Annotated in this window: 14 protein-coding genes and 1 pseudogene; 8 read left to right on the top strand and 7 right to left on the bottom strand. The window is 63.6% G+C overall.

The genetic code is table 11. The features are described 5' to 3' along the window. Window positions 1-126: 126 nt before the first annotated feature. On the top strand, window positions 127-1089 hold the full coding sequence (locus GD1_RS15580) for an arsenic resistance protein (protein ID WP_059038077.1): 963 nt from the start codon (window positions 127-129) through the stop codon (window positions 1087-1089). Window positions 1090-1159: 70 nt separating this feature from the next. After that, window positions 1160-1597, top strand: coding sequence for a VOC family protein (locus GD1_RS15575; RefSeq protein WP_059038064.1), 438 nt, complete (start codon window positions 1160-1162; stop codon window positions 1595-1597). 126 nt (window positions 1598-1723) lie between these two features. Here the strand turns inward: GD1_RS15575 and GD1_RS15570 are convergent, their stop codons facing one another. From GD1_RS15570 to GD1_RS15550, 5 genes are all read right to left on the bottom strand, one after another. Further along, complete coding sequence (locus GD1_RS15570; RefSeq protein ID WP_059038075.1) at window positions 1724-2179, bottom strand: DUF8820 family protein; 456 nt, start codon at window positions 2177-2179, stop codon at window positions 1724-1726. Between the two features lie 60 nt (window positions 2180-2239). Then, a complete protein-coding gene (locus GD1_RS15565; protein ID WP_202927142.1) occupies window positions 2240-3442 on the bottom strand; it encodes a DUF6745 domain-containing protein in 1203 nt (400 codons plus the stop codon). Window positions 3443-3615: 173 nt separating this feature from the next. Beyond that, entirely contained in the window at window positions 3616-4422 is an 807-nt protein-coding gene (locus tag GD1_RS15560) for a hypothetical protein (protein WP_238403904.1), read from the bottom strand. 189 nt (window positions 4423-4611) lie between these two features. Next, window positions 4612-5787 carry a UPF0158 family protein gene (locus GD1_RS15555; RefSeq protein WP_059038073.1) on the bottom strand — a complete coding sequence of 392 codons (1176 nt, stop codon included), beginning with the start codon at window positions 5785-5787 and terminating at the stop codon, window positions 4612-4614. 174 nt (window positions 5788-5961) lie between these two features. Beyond that, window positions 5962-7122: an MFS transporter gene (locus GD1_RS15550; protein WP_059038058.1), complete on the bottom strand. Its 1161-nt coding sequence runs from the start codon at window positions 7120-7122 to the stop codon at window positions 5962-5964. A gap of 11 nt (window positions 7123-7133) precedes the next feature. Here GD1_RS15550 and GD1_RS15545 point away from each other — a divergent pair, with 11 nt between their 5' ends. Continuing rightward, window positions 7134-7772: a TetR/AcrR family transcriptional regulator gene (locus GD1_RS15545; protein WP_059038056.1), complete on the top strand. Its 639-nt coding sequence runs from the start codon at window positions 7134-7136 to the stop codon at window positions 7770-7772. Between the two features lie 288 nt (window positions 7773-8060). Here the strand turns inward: GD1_RS15545 and GD1_RS24790 are convergent. Together GD1_RS24790 and GD1_RS15535 are read right to left on the bottom strand one after the other, a co-directional pair. Further along, a pseudogene (locus GD1_RS24790) lies at window positions 8061-8247 on the bottom strand (ATP-binding protein); the annotation flags it as partial. Window positions 8248-8931: 684 nt separating this feature from the next. Next, a complete protein-coding gene (locus GD1_RS15535) occupies window positions 8932-10518 on the bottom strand; it encodes a type IIL restriction-modification enzyme MmeI (RefSeq protein WP_059038052.1) in 1587 nt (528 codons plus the stop codon). Window positions 10519-10526: 8 nt separating this feature from the next. On the opposite strand from GD1_RS15535, the gene GD1_RS24785 reads away from it, so the two are divergent. From GD1_RS24785 to GD1_RS24780, 5 genes are all read left to right on the top strand, one after another. After that, a complete protein-coding gene (locus tag GD1_RS24785; RefSeq protein WP_157079504.1) occupies window positions 10527-12524 on the top strand; it encodes a hypothetical protein in 1998 nt (665 codons plus the stop codon). Between the two features lie 106 nt (window positions 12525-12630). Further along, window positions 12631-13980: a Mu transposase domain-containing protein gene (locus GD1_RS15530; RefSeq protein WP_005202509.1), complete on the top strand. Its 1350-nt coding sequence runs from the start codon at window positions 12631-12633 to the stop codon at window positions 13978-13980. Beyond that, a complete protein-coding gene (gene istB, locus GD1_RS15525) occupies window positions 13977-14858 on the top strand; it encodes an IS21-like element helper ATPase IstB (RefSeq protein ID WP_238403901.1) in 882 nt (293 codons plus the stop codon). Before GD1_RS15530 ends, istB begins: the two co-directional genes overlap by 4 nt. Before the next feature lie 758 nt (window positions 14859-15616). After that, window positions 15617-15847, top strand: coding sequence for a hypothetical protein (locus GD1_RS15520; RefSeq protein WP_059038050.1), 231 nt, complete (start codon window positions 15617-15619; stop codon window positions 15845-15847). Window positions 15848-15951: 104 nt separating this feature from the next. Further along, on the top strand, window positions 15952-16095 hold the full coding sequence (locus GD1_RS24780; RefSeq protein WP_157079503.1) for a hypothetical protein: 144 nt from the start codon (window positions 15952-15954) through the stop codon (window positions 16093-16095). Window positions 16096-16300 lie beyond the last annotated feature (205 nt).

The following is a 16300-nucleotide window of genomic DNA, read 5'->3' as shown; positions in this document are numbered from 1 at the left end:
ACGTGTCGAAATCTCCGCCGCCCGACCTCGAATCGCAACCGGGTCACCTCCAGCGTGACCCGACGCGAGGTCAGGAGCCGTCGCCGTCTCGGCCGGCTTCCTGCCGTGTGATTGACTCCCACCATGATGAATGCGGTAGCCGACCGTCTCGAACGTCATCAGGTCGTCCTGTACCTGGTGGCCATCGTGGTGGGCCTGCTCGTCGGACTGAGTGCCCCGGGCGCCGGCCCGGGGCTTGCGCGCGGAATCGATCCGGTGCTCGGTGCCTTGCTGTACGTCACGTTCCTCCAGGTTCCGGCGTCGGCATTGCTCCGCGCTGTGAGGGACGTCCGGTTTCTCGGCTCGGTGGTCCTGGTGAACTTCGTCGCAGTACCTGTCGTGGTCGCCGTCCTCTTTCTCTTTGCGCCGGCCGATCAGGCGGTGCAAATCGGGATCTTGCTCGTATTGCTGTGTCCGTGTGTGGATTACGTGATCGTGTTCTCCGGTCTTGCCGGTGGGGACAGTCGCCGCCTGCTCGCGGCGACGCCGGTTCTGCTCCTGCTGCAGTTCCTGACGCTTCCCGTGTTCCTGTTCGTCTTCCTCGGCTCCGATCTTGCCGACGTCGTCGATGTGCAGCCGTTCATCTCGGCCTTCGTCAAGCTCATCGTCATTCCTCTGGCGTTGGCGTGGCTCACCCAGTGGTGGTCGTCGAGACACCGATCTGGTGAACAGTTCTCGGGTGTGGTCTCGGTGGCCATGGTGCCGTTGATGATGGCGGTGTTGGGGCTCGTGGTCGCCTCGCAGGTGCCCGCCATCGACGACGGGTTCGGCTCGGTGTTCCGGGTGGTTCCGATCTACGTGGTGTTCCTCGTCGTGATGCCGATCGTCGGGCTGCTCGTGGGTCGGCTTTTCGCCCTGGATGTGCCTGCCCGGCGGTCGGTGGTGTTCTCCGGGGCGACCCGGAACTCGCTGGTCGTGCTGCCGCTGGCGCTTGCTCTGCCGGCCGGCTTCGAACTCGCCGCGGCGGTCGTGGTCACCCAGACACTCGTGGAGGTGATCGGGATGGTGATCTACGTGCGCGTGGTCCCGATGCTGGTCCCGGCACGGTGATTGCGGACCCTGCCTGTCCGCGATCGGGTGCATCCTGTGGGTACTCGCCGACCACGAAAGGACCTTTGTCATGGCAGCGGAATTCCAGGTGACCATCGACTGTGCCGATCCGGCTGGACTGTCGGAGTTCTGGGCTCAGGTGCTCGGATACCGACTCCTCGATCCGCCCCCGGGGTTCGACACGTGGGAGGCGGCGTTGGTCGCCTTCGGCGTTCCCGAGGCCCGTCGTAACGATGCCTCGGGGATCATCGACCCGGCGGGTCGCGGGCCGAAGTTGTTCTTCCAGAAGGTCCCCGAAGGCAAGTCGGTCAAGAACCGTCTGCATCTCGACGTTCGTGCCGCGCCGGGATTGCAGGGCGATGCGCGGATGAACGCACTCGAGGTCGAGGGCGAGCGGCTCGTGGGGCTCGGCGCCACCCGGCTCACCCGCATCGAACCCGCGCCGCCCCTCGAGGGCGGCCACATCGTGATGGCCGACCCCGAAGGCAACGAGTTCTGCCTGGACTGACCGGCAACCGTGCGTCGCCCGGCGTGGTGACGACGATCGGTCGTGCCTGTCGTACGAGGTCCAGCACAGTGGAGACGGCGGCCTCAACCCCATCCTCGACTGGCTACAGCACTGAGGAGACAGGCTCTAGTCGACGACGAACTGCGTCGTACCGAACCGGGGACCGCCCACGCCGTGCTCACGCTGGCGCCGGATGACATAGCTTCCCGGCGCGATGCCGGTGGCACCGTGCTCGGGGTGGATCAGATACGCCACCGTGGTGGTCTCGACGATCCCGAGTGCGAGTCGGGTGGGATCGATGACAAATCGTCCCCACCTGCATCCGGGGCCCTCGGCGACCAGGGTGTGCGGGTTGCCCCCGCCGGTGCTGCGGAGAAGTTCCAGTCCGGTGGTCGGAACAGGGCGGGTGAAGTACTGGGCATGGCAATGGACATCGGGTGTGAGATCACGGGGGAGGACGATGAGATCGCCCTGTGCCTGTGGTCCGTCGAGGATCGGGATCGACACCGACCGGTCGAGATGGTCGAGCACGGAGAGACCCGAAAGGGTCGTGAGTCGGTCGAGGGTCATCACTGAGGACATGGGATCACCTGTGGTGTCGTAGGGCTGGACGGGATGTGGTGGCAACGGGATCGGCATGGCTCATGTGCGCCGTCCGAGCCGGGCGTAGTCGGCGCCGGTGAGACCATAGGTCCAGCCGGCGGCCTCGAGCGCGGAGTCGAATCCGGGGACACCGATGGCGTACCGCCGGCGAGTGCCATCCCGCTCTGTCGAGCCGTTGGTGGTCAACAGGATTCGCTTGCTGGTACGCCACTGTGACGGGGAGCTGTACAACTCGAGCACACAGCCCGGGTTGCCGGGGTCGTCGGCGCGGTCGACGGGGTCGAGTCCTGCGGCGTCGAGGTACTGGTCCCATCCGAGGCGTTCGATGGCACATCGACGGATCTCCACGTTACGTTCGGCATCGATGCGTGCGACGGTGGGATCATCGATCACCCATTCGGGGACGACAGTGCCGTTTAGTACGAAAGTACTTGTGCCGTCGGCGAATTCTATCGCCGGACGGTGGTCGTGGTGGAGTCGTCGTTCGTGATGGACAGCGCCGGGGATCGGCTCGGTGAACAGTTCAACGGGGCGTTCGGCCAGAACACAGAGACCGTCGAAGGCCCACCACCATCCGGTCGACTGCACCAATCTCGACCGGATGTCGAGGAGGGCGGCGTCGTCGGCTCCGCACCGGGTCAACCCGAGTTGGATGAATGCGTCGTCGGTGCCGACCCGGTAGGCGTCCTGCTGGCCGAACCAGGTGATCACGGTGGGCAGCGGCAGCAGCTGTGCGCGGATCGCGGCCACCACACCGTCGACCATGCTGGTACGTAACGAGTTCCACATCGTCTGCCAGACGAGTTCGGAGAGCTCGACGCCGTCGGCCGCGGCCTCGGGTGGCGGTTGGAAGTGTCTCCAGGTCTGGGCGAACGACGTGGGATGCGGCCGACGACTCCGGCGGTGCAGGCGGTTTCGTGACGTCCGGAACAGGTCGGCGATCCGACCGGACGCCTCGTCGACGAGGTCCGCGGTCGAGTCCGAGTACCGGTGGTTCTCTGCGTCGATGATGGCGTGGGCGGCGGCGGGCGAGTCCGCCCAGAGGAAGGCCGGGGGAGCCTGCCCGATACGCCGATAGAGTTCGGCCACCGCATCTTCGGCGTTTGCCCGGTCGGACGATGCGGTCTGTAACCCGTGCGCGAGCCAGCCGTCACGCAACGTGCAGAGCTGCCATGCCTGATCGACACGATGCTCGGTGGATTCGATGAGGGGTTGGCGACCTGAGGTCGCTCGTGTGCGCACCGCGGTCACCTGATGGTGGCGGAGTGCGCCTTTCCGATGGGGAATGTCATCACGGTTGCCAAGAATGGCATGCGATCGGTGTTCACGCAAGCGTCGGCACTGGGACGGTCACGTCCCGCCCACCGCGAGATGGTCGGTCGTTGTGCGGTGATTGGCTTGAAACGCAGTTGATCTCAGTCGAAGTACGAGGCGAACTGATGGTAGGGAACCTGGCCGGAAGGGCTGGCCTCGATCGCGTTCACCACCGTCTGGGGGATCGGCGCCCAGTAGGCGGGCATCGTGGCGGCGAGCGTCGGCTTCACGATGTAGATGAGGGCGAAGTTCACCACCCACAGCGGTGGTGCCATCGACATCCCGACCGTCGTCGTGATCCCGCCCCGGGTGTTGGTGACCAATTGTGCGGTTCCTGAGATCTGCTGTGAGGCAAAGCCGAAGGGAGCCTGAACGGAATAGGCCGAGCGGTACAGCGCCAGCAGGCTGTGCGTCGCACCGTTGTTGCGCATCCATGTGCCGATGTAGGCGCCCGGTGCGAGCAGCGTGTTGACCTGTCGGGTCGGCGCACTCGCGTTGGCCGGACTCTGCAACATACCGTGGCTGTCGACGTAGAGGCCGTAGCTGCCGAGTACCGAGCCGCCGTACATCGGCCGGCCGACGGTGTTGGTGAGGATGATCAGGCAGGCGTCGATGGTCTTCGCGGCATCGCGATCACCGCCCACGCCGCCCCCGCTGAGCAGTGCCCGATACTGCTGTTCGGACAGGGCATCTTGGGGTGAGAGTCCGATCGCTGCGGCGATCCGCTCGGTCGCAGCCTGGCCGAGTGGCTGGTTCAGCTGTGCTGGGCTTGTCATCTCCGGTGGCGCCACAGCCTCGAAAGCAGGTGCACCCGCGAACGGTTGGGCGAATCCGGTCGCCGATCCGCTGGGGGCGGCCACCGCTGTCGCCGACGTCGACAGCGTCAGCCCCACCAGCGCGACGACCATCACGACCACACCGGCGGAGCGCCGTCGCCGCGGTTCTCGCAGTCGTGGTCGACGAGCCGGTTCCGGGGAGGCCATGTGTCGCATGGGGCGCCTCATCGAGGTCGAGTGGACGAGCACGAGCTTTTTCAGTGAATCCCCGCGGAGTTCGGTGTGTCAAGAGGCGGCGGCGGGCGCCTGTCGGTGCCCGCGTCAGCCGACTCGGATTCCCTTGTAGGCGAGAAACTCCCGGGCGTGTCCGATCTTGCGCTCGTCGGAGAAGGTACGCCATTCGTCGAGCAGCCCTTCGTCGGAGACAAGGTCCCTGAATCTGCGGAATGCGCCGCGGCCCTCGAGTGCATGTTCCATGCGTTGGCGCACGTCCGCGTCACGCTGTTGCTCGGCGAAGGCGGCCATGTCTTTCCAGCCCTCACGCGAGGACACCTTGTCGAACATCAACCAGCGGTCGATGTCCTCGTCGACATCGATCGCGGCATCTTCGCCGACCATTCCCGGGTCGGTGGCACCGCCGTCACGCACCGCGCCGGTATGGAGGTCGATGAATCCGTAAGTCCACTCCCTGCTGTTGCTGTGGAGTGTGTATTCGAGTTCGTCGAGCTGGACCGGCACCACCTTCCCGGGGAGTGGTTCGCCACGCAGGAGTGCTTGCAGATCCTCGGCGAGGATCGCGTCACCGGGGCCCTCGCGGTCAGTCAGCCCGTCGATGACCGCGCGGGCGATCGGTTCGGCCGCGTCTCGTCCCGCCCGCAATGCCAAGACGACCCCCGACCCCACGTGCTGCAGCGCCGGGGTCACGTCGCGGCCGAGCACGGCGGCGAGAAACCGGTCGATGTCTTTCATGTACACCGCTCCCCGGACCTCGCGGTGATCGACCGGATCGGAGGTGTCCACAGCCGGCCAGTCCGGACTGAACATCGGGTGCGTGCCGGCGGGCCGGGGTGGCATCTCGATGGTTTCCTCGTAGTCCAGCCACCTGCGACCGAAGGGGTCGGGGATCGTGCCCCATCCCTGATAGGGGGTCGGAGTATCCGGTTCGCCGCCGAGCACATCGCGAGGATCGATCGGTAGGTCCGCGATGGTGCACGCGTGCGTCCAGCCCCCGGCGGAGTCGACGAAACGAAAGACCGCGCCGCGCGAGAGCAGCTCGGCGACGGCGGAGTCGTCGACATCCTGGGTCCGCCCGTCGGGCAGCGTGAAGCCACCGGGCTGCGGCGTGGACCACCTTCCGAAGCCGACGCTGATGGCGGTCGCCAGTTCTGCGAATGTGTGTGATGGGCTGACGGCGAGCACTCTCGCCGGGCGTGGCCACACATCCTCGCGAGGGCCCCCGAGCAGCTCCACCGTCACCGACAACCAGTCCTGAGCCATGAATCCGATCATGGCATGCATACCGAGTGTTCGAAACCATCTGCGGTGAGTGTGCTGGTCGGCCTCGCCGGAGCAGTCGGTCCAGCCCACGTTGCTCGCCGACGTGTTCTGGCCCCAGCACCAGATCGCGCCGGCGTGACGGTGTGAGGCACCCGGTCGGGTTCCGGGTCGGGGTCAGGCGCGGGCGGCGGTCTGTCCGCGTCGGTCCTGCCGTCGCATGATCGGTCCCAGTGACGCCGCGGCGACGAGCACGAGCCCGGCCAGCAGACCCCAGGGCGCGGCCCGTCCCAGGGCGGTGTCGGGCACGGTGTCGACCACGGCACCCACCGCAGCCGACGCGGGCAGTACGAGGATTCCGCCGATGGACGCGTACACGCCGTAATAGGAGCCGAGATGCTGCTCGCGTGCGAAGCCGGGAATCGCCGCTCGCGCCGTCGGACCGGTGATCATCTGCCCCGTCGCGAGCAGCAGCACGAACAGCAGTGCACCGACGAGTGTGGCCGCCCGGGAGCCGACGGCAGCTGCGGTGCCGATGGCGACCAGCCCCAGGGCGACGGTGCCGAGGCCGAGCGTCATCGCGCGTGTGGGAGATCGTCGACGGGCCCAGGCCGTGACCCGCATCTGCGCGATCACCACGACCAGCGACGAGGCGGCGAGCAGGACACCGAGGGGTTCCTGGTCGCCCCAACCGCGGTCGAGTTCGATGGGCACGAGCAGGTACAGCTGGTTGTAGGCGACCAGCGAGACGCCGACCGCCAGGGAGAAACTCAGGAACACACGGTTTCTCGCGATGTCGCGCCATCCGGACAGGACCGAGCCGCGTGTCGGGGGCGGACGGTGCGCGGGCATCCATCGCCACTGTGCGGCGCCGATCAGCACGAACACCGCGGCGCCGGTGAACGCCACGGTGCGGAAGTCGACGTTGAGCAGCAGGGCGCCGAGAAGCGGTCCGGTGAACGCGCCGATCTGGCCGAACGCGTTGAACAGCGCGAAGGCGTCGATCCGCGCGTGGGAGGCGTCGGCGGTGTCTGAGCTGCGGGCGAGTTCGGCCTCCACGGCGGGGGAGAAGAGTGCGCCGGCGAACCCGGTGAGCACTGCACCGATTGCGGCGCCGAGGACGGAGGTACTGATCCCGAGGCACACGAGTCCGGACACGCGGACCGCGCAGCCCACCAGCACCGTCCGCCGGGTGCCGATCCGGTCGGCGATGGTGCCGCCGACAAAGAACATCCCCTGCTGGGCCACCGTCCGCAGCCCGAGGATCGCACCCACCACCGCGGCCGCCTGCCCCAGGTCGGAGGTGAGATGCACCGACAGGTTCTGATGAAGTGTCATGAAAGGCAACGATGACCGCGAAGGCAGAACCTTCCAGCCGCGGCGACAGGCGAAAGGCGCGCACACGCGCTGCCCTCATCTCCGCAGCAACGGACCTGCTGTCGAGCGGGCGAACGACCGTGAGTATCCAAGAGATCACCGATGCCGCAGACGTCGGCTTCGGCACGTTCTACAACCACTTCTCGACCAAAGAGGAGCTCTTCGCTGCTGCAGTGGCAGAAGCACTGGACGGGTGGTCCGCGCTTCGCGAGCAGGCAACCGCCGGGCTGACCGACCCGGCCGAGATCTTCGGCCGCAGCTTCCGACTTGCAGGCCGTCTCCAGCATGCGCACCCCACGATGGCTCAGCTGGTCCTCAACTCCGGCGCACAGGTTCTCCTGACCGACCGAGGCCTGCGGCCAGGTGCCGTGGAAGACATCGAGCGCGGAATTGCCTCCGGTCGATTCACTGTGACCGATCCCGAAGCGGGCGTGATGATGGTCGGAGGACTACTTCTCGGTCTTCTTCAAATGCTGGAGTCCCGAGATGTATCGGCCGGCCCGACGGCCGACCTCTTCGCAGAACGCGCGCTGATCATGCTCGGTGTCGACGCCGCCGAAGCGCGTGACATCTGCCATCGGGAACTGCCCGAGCTCACCGTTGAGCTCTGACGGCGGCGGAGCTGGAACCTCCGGTTTGGGAAGTGCGTTTCGGGGCATGACGGCCGAGGGTGATCGTCCGGAGACCACTCCGACGCGACGCGCGGGAGACCCATATTGGGGTGGTCTACCGAGAAGGGGACTGGTGGTCTGACGATGGTGATGTGGGCGGTCGGGCGATACGACGTCCACGGAACTCGCTAATGCCGTCCGACAGGGGTTCGGGTGACGTCGTGTCAACGGCCAGTTTGATGTCCCCGCTGGTGGCCAAGTAGAAGTCCCCGCCTTGTGCGGGTTTGGTCAGTGGTGGGGCGCCTCCGTTCGGTGGGTCATGCGGTATGAATCGCCGTCATAGACGGTCGAGGATGCTGACCGCGGTGGTGTGTTCGGGTAGGAACCGTCCCCATTGCTCGAAGGGCCAGTGGGAGGCGATAGCCAGGGAGCGGCGTTCGTAACCGCCGGCGACGAGTCGAAACAGCAGCTGGGTGATCCGCGGCGAACCGTAGGTACGCCGGGAGGCCTTCCAGTGCGCCAGGATCTTCACTTTCAGATCCCGGCGCCGCTGCGTACGCGCCGACAACCTCGGGCTTCGTCGTCCGGCCGCCCGCGCAGAGAACCCTGATCGGGACACCGGCGAGCAGTTCGGTCAGCCGTGTGGGGTCGTGGTTGGCGCCCTCCGCGGCGATGAGCTCGAACTTGCTCACCGAAGTTGTTGCGCAGCAAAGTATGCCGATACTCCTGTCAGAGATGTTATGTCCGGCGCCTTTCTCGGCGACCTCGGATCGAAGCCGCACCATCTCCGCCCGTTCTGTTGCCGACACTGCTCAGTTACTGGGTAGCGCAGTGCAGAGCATGTACACAAATACTCTTGAAGGCCGATATGCCCAGGCGTGGAAGATCCGATATTGAACCTCTGCTGGTATCGCTGCATATTCGTCTGCTGCATAATCGATTCGAGCAGAACCGCGTCTAGTGAATCGCACCACCAGCCGGGCATACCGAGCTAAAGTCCGACGGTAGCTCCTGGATATTCGGGGCGATCAGGCACTTAAGATGCGCCAGCCAGGTCCGCGTCGGTTTCCGCGCCGAGCCTCTTCGCCACGACCGTAAGGCGTTCTCGAGAGCGCACCAGCCTTGGACGATGACACCTCGCGGTGACTGATGCTTCAGATCAGCAGAGAGAGTCCTGTCCCGTGATCGCCGCGTAGCGCTTGAAAAGCATCTTCTGGCGGCCTGATTCCGTGGACAGATCGCCTCGGCCAAAAAGCTTGTCGATCGCCTCGTCGACCGCGTCGTGCGCCGCGATGAGGTCATCGGGCATAGCAACCGGGTCGTACAACTTTGCCAAGGACATACCGGGATGAGCCTCACGGGCAGCAATAGTCCCGCCTGCGGCCTGGGTGATGGCCTTCCGCTGCCGGTCGGTTACCTCGGGCATGGGGAACGTGTTGTAGGTGAACGTGTTCGAGAATCGTAGATCTGACTTGATGCGTCCACCGATCGCTCGCATCCAGGCGATGAACATCGACGACGACAGGATGCCGAGCAGGAATCCATCGCTGTCCGGTGCCAGGAAGTTCGCGTCACCGCAGATCACGTCGGTCGAGAAGCGCCGCGCAGTGAAGTAGCGGCGGGACTCTCCGACGTGGCGAGGAATCGCAAGATAGTCGGTATCGGGGTGACGTCGTTCGTCGAACAAGTGAGGCGTTGCGGCCTTCTTTACGGTTGCAGCTTTCGAACTTTCCTCACGCATTGCCTTCACAGCCGCGATCCGATCTCGGAGAACAGAGCTGTTAGACAGGTCCGCTTTACGCGCGCCGTCAAGCCACAGACACCATCTGGGCAAGTCATGGATGAGTTCGCGAGCTCCGACGAATCGACGTATGTACTTGGCAGCGATGGCATCGGCTGCGACTGAGTCAAGTTCGGCTGGAGCAATCAGCAGATTCCCGCCATCCGTAGGCTGATTCCCTTTTGTCACTACCGGCATGACAGGGCTGATCGGCCTCGTCCGGTTGCTGACGAGAATATTTGGTGCATCGACGAGGTAGGGATTGATGTTGGGTACCTGGCGAGGGTTGCCTTCGCCCTTGCCGCCCTCCGGGTACGTCCACAGTATCGGCTTCGGGCTCGTGAGCTTGTCGAAGCCAATGATGGACACATGGACGGCTGCCCCGGCAGGGGCTTCGGTGACCCACTGGAAGGAGCGGTGAGCGAAGCGACATCTCCACCCGGCGTTGAGAATCGGCCGCCACAGAAACTCCACTGGTTCGCCTTGGCAGATCGAGTTGGTGGACACAAAAGCCCACCTGCCAGCGTGCTTGCCGTAGTAGTCGATGGCCTTCGCATACCAACAGGTGACGTAGTCGAGGTAACCGTTGTAGCGGGAACCCCAGATGGTCTTGGTGTCGGTGGTTTGCTGCGCTGTTTTGGTGTACTGGCCGATGAAGGGAGGGTTTCCCAGGATGACTACGTCGTCGGACACCGGAACCAGAGACGCCCAGTCGGTATGGAGGGCGTTGGCGTTCTTGATGGTCGGTGCGATGACAATCGGGAGTCGGTCCGGGGCTATGCCGAACTCGACGGCCATCTGCTGGTTGGCGAGATGGTCGACGAGCAGCAAGGCGGTTTCCGCGATACGCGCTGGCCATTCCTCGATCTCGATTCCGTAGAAGTGGTCGAGCGTCACCTTGATGTCGCCGGTGACATCCAGGCTTAACTGTGCGCGTTCGACCTTCTTCGACGCTGCCTCCACCATGTCGGAGGATGCTGGTCGCAAGCAACATTGACGGTATAGACGGACGTTCGATCCTCAGCCGTTCAATGGCGGATGACTTGTCTGGCCTCGGTTCAGGATCAACTCAATCACTACTCCTTCAGCTTATAGAGGTGGCAGAGCTGTCGAGACGTCGAGTGCTAACGGCGCGAGGCCTGTCCAAGGACGACCCGTGGTACATCGCCTACTTAGGGGTTCTGGGAAGTCTTCCCGAAGCTCCTGATCGAGACCGTAACCGATACAACAACCTGAGGATCGACCTGAAGTTCGAGGACATTCTGACGATCGAGGGTGTCGACGACCCATCGATTCAGGATCTCGTCGCTCGTACAACTGATCCGACAGCTACCTCCGCTGTCTCGTTGACTCGAGAACGCCTTCCATCTGGAATGGTGGCGGGATTCAACAAGGGGCTCCCAGCAAACTCACGGTTCACTTGGGGGGAATCGCCGGAACGTTCATCGTTTGGTCCAAACATAATTGTTGTTTACGAACCAGGAAGTATTTCGGACTTAGCTCTGCTATGGAATCTGCGGGCACGTTTCGCCCACCCCAAAAAGCTCCCACTCGCTATTCCTCTGACAAATAGTGTGCTTGGTGACTTGGTTTACCTAGAGCATGAGTTCAATGTTCATCACCATTTCGGATTTGCCAATGATATCGCACTAACATCGCTGAGTGTTCCAATGGACCGGCTGCAAGACCTCGCTGAGGCCACGACCTTGCGGGTCGTTGATTCGAAAAAGCTGATTGGACCGATATTTGGCTACTGCGTGACATCAACTGATATCGCGCAGTTCGAAGCCGGCGAAGCAGCCATCGCATCCTTCACGCCGACTGATATCGAGGTCCTAGGCCAACATTACTTAGGGTCGAGCAATGCAACGTGGCTCAGAAGTACGACGATCATCTCTAGGCACAGACTGCCTCCGAGTGCCACGATGCGGAGAGGCAGGTACGGGGAAACTGGCTATCTCCACGGCCAGCTCTCTACGGTAGGTCGCCTCAATGGGTTCTCTCAGATCTGCGTTCCGAGCGGGTTGGAGGTTCTGCGAGCTCTCGCAGCAGACCGTTCACTCACAGTCCGACTCAGTGAACCTGGCGTTGCGGGCGAGCATCTAGTTCGAGCGACCTCCGGGGACCTTTCAATGCTGGCATCCCCGGGTGTAATCGAACTGATGTCGAACCTCACGCGGCGAGGTCACTCGAGTTTGGTCAAACGCCGGCTAGATCAATTCCTGGCGGGGTCAGACGAGCTGACCGCGGCGGACAAGTACGATGCCTTGTCTTCTCGACTTGATGAGGCAATTGGGTCACCAGAACTCGACGAGACTACCTATATGAATTTCAACCGAATAAGGGGCTACCTTCGACTCTCGAAGAACGAAACGTCAGCGTGGATTGGCTGGGCGCTGGCGCATAGGGTTCTCTTGCGCGGTATTGAGGCCATTTGCCCTAGCTGCAACCACACGCAGTGGCGAACACTCAAGGACACAGTGCCTGTTCTGATCTGTCACGGCTGTGGGCGGGAAATCGCAGACCCTTTCGATGCGATGAAGATCGACCATCAGTATCGGGCTAGCGAGACACTTCTCCGAGCAAATCAGTCTGACGCACTTCCAGCGCTGCTGGCGATGCGTCAACTTGCTCAGGTGCTCGGGCGGCGCGATGGATCGTTGTTTGGTGTCTACCCTGGCGTCGAATTGTTCGAAGCGGGTTCGCAGAATCCGTCTTCTGAGATTGATGTTCTTGCTGTACTTGGCAACGGTGAATGGATTGTTGGGGAATGCAAAGTCCGTGCGCGCGGTCTGCATATGCAGGACCTTGAGAAGTTGTGGCGTATCGCAGATCGGGTGGGTGCACCTGCAACTTTTGCGGTCACTGCAGACAGAGCAGTCGACTGTACGGCGCCTTGGAAGGTCACGGAAGATCCTAATGGTCGGCCTCACTTCTCGTTAATGACGGCGCTCATCGAAATTCCCCAGTGATGCTCATCTGAATTCCCCACCCGTGTGGCACCGCCAGAGTAGGCGGGCCTCCCGTGATGCTGATGGTCTCTGACCACTCACCAACTATCTCGGGAGGCCCGCTTTCATGTTGACACGGGAGAACGATGTGGAAGTACATGCACTACACAAACGGGGGTGGACGATCTCGGCGATCGCCCGCCACACCGGGCACGACAGGAAAACCATTCGCGCCTACCTCAACGGTGAGCGCAGCCCGGGCGAGCGTAAGAAGTCGGCGGCGGACCCGTTCGAGCCGTTCCTGGCCTACGTCACCGCGCGTCTGGTTGAGGACCCACATCTGTGGTCACGGACGTTGTGCGACGAGCTCGAGGACCTCGGCTACACCCAGTCCTATCCGACATTGACCCGCCAGATCCGGCAACGTGGCCTGCGTCCGACATGTGAGGCGTGCGCCCTGGTGACGGAGCGGGCGAACGCGGTCATCGAGCATCCGCCGGGTGAGGAGACGCAATGGGATTGGGTGGAGTTACCGAACCCGCCGGACGAATGGGGTTGGGGTTCAACAGCATTCCTGCTTGTCGGGTCGTTGGCGCATTCCGGCAAATGGCGGGGCTACCTGGCGCCGGATATGACTCGCCCGCAGGTGATCGCCGGGATCGACCGCATCACCCGCCGACTCGGCGGGGTCACCAAGTCGTGGCGATTTGACCGGATGGCGACGGTTTGCCACCCGTCGACCGGCGCGTTGACCGCCGAGTTCGCTGGCGTGGCCAAGTATTACGGGGTCTCGGTCGATGTGTGCCCACCTCGCAGAGGCAATCGCAAGGGTGTGGTGGAGAAGTCCAATCACACTGCTGCACAACGCTGGTGGCGCACCCTTCCCGACGAGACGACACCCGAACAAGCGCAAACCAGCTGCGACACCTTCTGCCGCACCCGCTCGGATGCACGGATGCGCCCGACCTCTGATGGTCGGGCGAGTGTGATCACGGTGGCCGCTCGCGAACCGCTCAGCGCCCCACCAGCGGCTCCGTATCCGGCCACGCTCACCGAGATGCGCACGGTATCGCGCCAGGCGCTGGTGGCGTGGCGCGGCAACCAGTACTCGGTGCCGCCGGAGGTGGCGATGAGTGAAGTCACCGTGAGCGAGCGGCTCGGGGACGGACACATCGACATCGCCACCGATTCGGGCATCGTGATCGCGCGGCACCGCCTCGCCACGCCCGGGTCGGGCGCCCAAGTGCGTGATCACGGGCATGTCGTCGCGCTGGAGACCCTGGCCAAAGCCGGCGCCTCCAGCAGCCGTCGGCCGCATCGCCGCAAAGAACGTATCCCACCCGGCCAGGCCGCCCGAGACGCCGCAAACACACTGCGCCACAACACAACCAACACCGACGATACCGGCCCGCAGGCATCGATCATCGACATGAGCGTGTACGAACGCGCCGCACAGAACAGGACCCACCTCCCATGACCACCAACACCAACACCGACACCGACACCGACACCGACAATGCTGGGCTGGACTCTTCGAATAGTGTTGGGTCACAGTCACAATCAGCGATCTCGGTCTACCAGCAACTACGCGGACATCTCGCCGTCCTGAAACTCGACGCCGCAGCCGAAGCCCTGCCCCAAGTCTTGGCGGCCGCCAGCGAGCACGAGTGGTCGATGACCCAGACTCTCGAGCACCTGCTGGGCATCGAGGTCGATGCCACCGAAGCCCGACGGCTTGCCGGGCGGTTGCGGTTCGCGTGCCTGCCCACCCCGGCCACGTTGGACGGCTTCGACTACGACGCCGCGCCCGGCGTGGACCGGGCGCTGATCCGCGAACTCGGGACGTGTGCCTACCTCGAATCGTCGACGAACGTGCTGCTCATCGGCCCGCCGGGTACGGGCAAGACGCATCTGGCGGTCGGGCTTGCGAACGCCGCGGTCCACGCCGGCTATCGCACCTATGTGACCACCGCCGCCGACCTGGCCGCACGCTGCCACAAAGCCGCGATCGAAGGACGTTGGGCCACCTGCATGCGATTCTTCGCCGGACCCACCTTGCTCGTCATCGGCGAGCTCGGCTACCTCCCATTGCCGGCCGAAGCCGCTTCAGCCTTGTTTCAGGTTGTGGCGCAACGATATTTGAAAACATCCATCGTCATCACCACCAACAGGTCCGTCGCCGAATGGGGCGAAGTGCTCGGTGACACCACCGTCGCCGCAGCCATGCTCGACCGGCTGCTGCATCGCTCCGTCGTGCTCAAACTCGACGGCGACTCCTACCGGCTTCGTGACCATCACGCCCGCACCCACAGCCAGCGCACCGCCACCGCACCCACCAGAAGGTCGCTACAGTAGAAACCGCCCACGGGTGGGGAATTTCAGTGAGCACACCTGGGGAACTTTCTTGAGCCTCGTCATTAACTGCTGAACACCTTTTCGCCCTCCACGAGATGGGACCCGCCTACGGGGAAGAATTGTTCGCTTGGCGGGATGCGTACAACGCACCGTCCGACGAAGACCCTGAAAAGTGGATCCACAAGAGGTTCGGTGAGTATTTGCTGCAACGAACTGGCGACACCGAGAAGTGGCGTCGGGCGCCGTGGGATGTATCTACCGACTAAGACAGGGGCGATGCAGTCTCGGTGCTCGGGATCAGACTCGTGATCCTGGCGCGGCCGTAGCCTCTTCTCAGTCCCGCTACTCGTCCCACTTCAACACGTCCCGTTACCAGTTTAAGGTGCAGGGAAACGGATTACGTCACCAGTGACGAAACTGCACGTGAATCATGTTCCGGCTCAGCGCACCTTGCACGGCGCCGAAGAGCACCGGTCGGCTGCCATGAGTCACGCGGCTAGCCTCTTCATCAGCCGATAACCACCGATCCACTGATGCAACTACCCGCCTGACCCCCGAAGGATCAGAAACGAGTTACACCACTACTCGGGGCTTGACCCTCGCAGGCCGCAAGGGTCGCGAAAACTCATTCGCCCTATCGGGTTTCAGGCCTGGCGGCCCGAATGACTTTTCGCTGTAAACACCCTTGCCCCCTACTCCCTCCGGCAAAGAGATGGCCAGTGCGAACGAAACCAGCACTCACAACGGGAGGCTCACCAATGGGGATCGCTGCCGCCATCACCTACCAGCTCTGCACACACTGCGCCATCACGACCGCTCGCGGCGGCCCGTGCGACTTCGACGCCGAGAACATCGGTGAGGTCCTGGCGTTCATGCGAACCCACGGCCAGCTCGTTCCCGCCGAGTACGTCCACTCCGACGGTGACTGGACATGCGAGGGATGTGGCCTCGACCAGCTCGCCCCGACCCGCACCTTCACCCACTTCTGAGATCGACCGACAAGGAGCCGAGATGAACACGCCGAACGTCAACGTCAAGCAGGATCGCCGACCGCGCCGGCGACGACCACGACTTCGCCCGATGGTTGCGGCAGGTGAACGCCAACGCCTGCGACTACAGCGGACAACCGCTCGCTGAGCTGCCGGACTGGTCATGGCGCGACGATTACGACCAGGGGCTCTCCCCTGCCGACTCGTTCGTCGACGCGCTCGCGTCCTGGGTCCAATTCGACGACTGAACGGCTCGCCATGACACTCGAACTAGTCCCCCGCTGTGTACTGCCCGGCTGTGCGAATCCTGTTGACATGCAGGGTCACCCTTGTGGCGAGTGCCGCGCCATCACCATCAAAGTCGGCGAGCACACCATCAACGCCGCAGACCCACTACCCGACGACCTGCAACAAGCCCTCACCGCAATCCGTGGTGGACACTAAATTGAGCCA

Source organism: Gordonia desulfuricans NBRC 100010 (assembly GCF_001485495.1).
Classification (GTDB): domain Bacteria; phylum Actinomycetota; class Actinomycetes; order Mycobacteriales; family Mycobacteriaceae; genus Gordonia; species Gordonia desulfuricans.
The sequence above is the reverse complement of the archived record's forward strand: the minus strand, read 5'-3'. Positions and strand labels throughout refer to the sequence as shown.